The following is a 2,976-nucleotide window of genomic DNA, read 5'->3' on the forward strand; positions in this document are numbered from 1 at the left end:
CTGGAGCCGGCGCTGCTCTTCGATTGTCTTGAAGCGGCGCGCATCGGCTTGCCCTTCGTCGATCAGCCTGTCGTTAGCGATCCTGTGCTGGCCGGCACGCTTCTGGCGGCGCTCGGTGAGCTGGACCGGGAGCTGGACGAGCTCTTCGTCGACGATTTCGTGTCACGCGTGGCGGATGGTCTGGCGCGGCATGCGGGTGCTCCGCCCCGGCCGCTCGGCAGCATTGCCTGGCAGCGCGCGAGGCTGGCGCGGGATTATCTCGAGGCGCATGCGACGCGGCCGGTGACATCGGGTGAATTGGAGGCGGTGACGGGGCTCGATCGGTTTCAGCTGGCGCGGCATTTCCGGGCGGCATTCGCGACCAGTCCGCACCGCTATCTCCTGATGCGGCGGCTGCAGCAGGCGCGTGCGATGATCGGGGCGGGGGAGGCGCTGGCTGAGGCGGCGTTTGCCACCGGCTTTGCCGACCAGAGCCATTTCAACCGGCACTTCAAGAAGGCCTATGGCATGACGCCCGGCCAATGGGTGGGGTTGAGGCGCGTGTCCTCTAGATAGGATTTTCCGCAAGGCCGGAGCGCCGGGCGATGAAGCGCGCGAGCATCGGGCCGGTCAGGAGGATGATGAGCAGGCGGCCGGTCTGCATGGCCATCACGAAGGGGACGTCGACATTGCTGGAGGCGGCGATGATCGCGACGGAATCGGCACCACCCGGGCTGGTGGCGAGATAGGCGGTCAGCGGATCGACGCCTGCGAAGACATGCAGCGCATAGGCCATGCAGCCGCACAGCGACATCAGCGTCAGGATCGAGGCGGTGACGCGCGGCAGGGCTCGGGCGGCATGGGCGATGATGCCGCGGGTAAAGCGCAGGCCGATGCTCCAGCCGATCAGGGCGTAGCTGATCGCCAAGAGCCACATGGGGAGCTCGATCTTCAACAGGCCGAAGCCCTGCAGCAGCGAACCGGTGAACAGCGAGACGATGATGGTGCCGCCGGGAATGCGGAAGCGCGTGGCGCAATAGGCCGACAGAGCGGTGAGCACGACGGTTTCGATGAGGGCCGGCCAGTCGATCGGCGGAAACAGGATGAGCGGCGGCGGCTCGCCGCCATCGGCTGCCACCCACAGGCGGGCGACGACGGAGGCTGCGACGGCCACGAAGACGACGCGCAGATATTGCATGAAGGCCACGAGGCGGGCGTCCGCGCCATAGGCTTCCGACATGATGACCATGGCCGATGCGGCACCCGGCGACGAGCCCCAGACCGCCGTCGTGCCTGGGAGCACCTGCCAGCGGGTCAAGAGCCAGCCGAGCAAGCCGGCGGCGGCGATGACGGCGAAGATCATGGAAAGGAAGAGCGGCGCGTCGGTCGCCATCGTCTGGAGGATGTCGACGGTGATGGCACGCGCCATCATGAAGCCCACCAGCGCCTGACCGAACAGGAGCGGCCCGCGCGGGACGCGCAGCGATCCCTGGCCGATCGAGACCGCGAGCACGATCGCCGCGACCATCGGGCCGATCAGCAGCGAGGCTGGCAGGCCGAGCATTTCCAGGCCGACGACGAGGATGGTGGAGAGGGCGAGCAGGAATGCCCAGCGCGGCAGGCTGGCGGTTCGGAGTTTGCGGCTGGCGTCTTTCAACGGCTTATCCGATGCAGGTCTTGCCAATGCTGATGACGGGTCGATGCGACGTCTGGGGGAGCGGCAGAGGCTTTGCTGGAAAATCGGCGGGCGCCGATGGCGTGCCGTGGATATAGGCGCGGGCGGGGCCGGGGGTCAATTGCGAATTCTTGGGGTCCTACATCCTGACGTTGGCGGCGAGGAAATCGAGCAGCGCGCGCACCCGCGCCGGCAGGGGGCCGCCTTGGCCGATATAGACGGCGTGGAATTCCTCGGTGTCTCCAGGGTTGACGTCTTCGAGGAGCGGGACCAGGCGGCCGGCCTCGATGTCGGCGCGGACGGTGAAGCGGGCGAGGCGGCCGAGGCCGGCGCCCGACAAGGCCATGTGCCGCATCGCCTCGCCATCGGCGACCTGGATGCCCGGTGTGAGAGGTAGCCGCATGACGTCGCCGCCATCGCGCATCGGCCAGCCCTCGACGCTGCGGGCATAGGAGAGGCCGATGCGGCGGTGATGTTCGAGATCGGACACGGTGGCGGGCGTGCCATGCGTTTCCAGGTAGCCGGGCGAGGCGACGATGACCATGTCCGTCGCGCCGAGCTTGCGGGCGATCAGCGTCGAGCTCTTCAGCGGTCCGGCGCGGATGGCGACGTCGGCGCGGTCGTCGAGGAGGTCGACGACCCTGTCGGTGTGGGAGATATCGAGCGTGATCCTGGGGTGGAGCGCGAGGAAACCCGAGACGAGCGGCGCCAGGATGTGGTTGCCGAAGGAGGCGCTGGTGTTGATGCGCACCGGGCCGGCGGCCAGTTCTCCCGACGATGCGGAACGCTCGGCTTCAGTGATATCGGCGAGAATGGTGACGCTGCGCTCATAAAAGGCGCAGCCCTCGGGCGTCAGTTGCAGCTTGCGGGTGGAGCGGTTGACGAGGCGGGCGCCGAGCCGGGCTTCGAGCCGCGCGACCAGCTTGCTGACGGCCGATGGCGTCATGCGGCAGGCGTGGGCGGCGGCGGTGAAGCCGCCCAGTTCGACGGCGCGGACGAAGACTTCCATCTCTCCGGAGCGGTTGATGTCTGGTCTGCTCATGATGACTTCAATTCATGAATTGTATTCCCCAGGGCAATCTATTTCATCGCATGTGGAGTGTCTATCTCTTGTGAAGAAACAGGAGACTGACGATGGAATACAGACAGCTTGGTGTGTCCGGCCTTCGGGTGCCGGTGTTGAGTTTCGGCGCTGGCACGTTCGGCGGCTCGGGGCCGCTGTTCGGTGCGTGGGGCAATACGACGGGCGCCGAGGCGTCGCGGATGGTGGATATCGCGATCGAGGCGGGAGTGACGCTGTTCGATACCGCCGACGTCTATTC

At 67.0% G+C, this 2,976-nt stretch carries 4 protein-coding genes; 2 read left to right on the forward strand and 2 right to left on the reverse strand.

The features are described from left to right. A partial coding sequence (locus B3605_RS10490; protein ID WP_296433728.1) for a helix-turn-helix transcriptional regulator occupies positions 1 to 555 on the forward strand: 555 nt, incomplete at its 5' end. Here B3605_RS10490 and B3605_RS10495 read toward each other — a convergent pair. Both B3605_RS10495 and B3605_RS10500 read right to left on the reverse strand, forming a co-directional pair. After that, positions 548 to 1,636, reverse strand: a complete 1,089-nt coding sequence (locus B3605_RS10495) for an AbrB family transcriptional regulator (RefSeq protein ID WP_296433731.1) — start codon at positions 1,634 to 1,636, stop codon at positions 548 to 550. The two genes, B3605_RS10490 and B3605_RS10495, sit on opposite strands and share 8 nt — an antisense overlap. 157 nt (positions 1,637 to 1,793) lie before the next feature. Beyond that, positions 1,794 to 2,696: a LysR family transcriptional regulator gene (locus B3605_RS10500; RefSeq protein ID WP_112941885.1), complete on the reverse strand. Its 903-nt coding sequence runs from the start codon at positions 2,694 to 2,696 to the stop codon at positions 1,794 to 1,796. A 92-nt stretch (positions 2,697 to 2,788) separates the two neighbouring features. On the opposite strand from B3605_RS10500, the gene B3605_RS10505 reads away from it, so the two are divergent. Continuing rightward, positions 2,789 to 2,976, forward strand: a 188-nt coding sequence (locus B3605_RS10505; RefSeq protein ID WP_296433733.1) for an aldo/keto reductase, incomplete at its 3' end; no start/stop codon positions are given.

The sequence above is a fragment of the Rhizobium sp. UBA1881 genome, assembly GCF_002338015.1.
Classification (GTDB): Bacteria; Pseudomonadota; Alphaproteobacteria; order Rhizobiales; family Rhizobiaceae; genus Rhizobium.

Excerpts from the sequence above, each read along its gene's own strand:
- B3605_RS10500 (WP_112941885.1), bottom strand. The coding sequence starts at position 2,696 with ATGAGCAGACCAGACATCAACCGCTCCGGAGAGATGGAAGTCTTCGTC.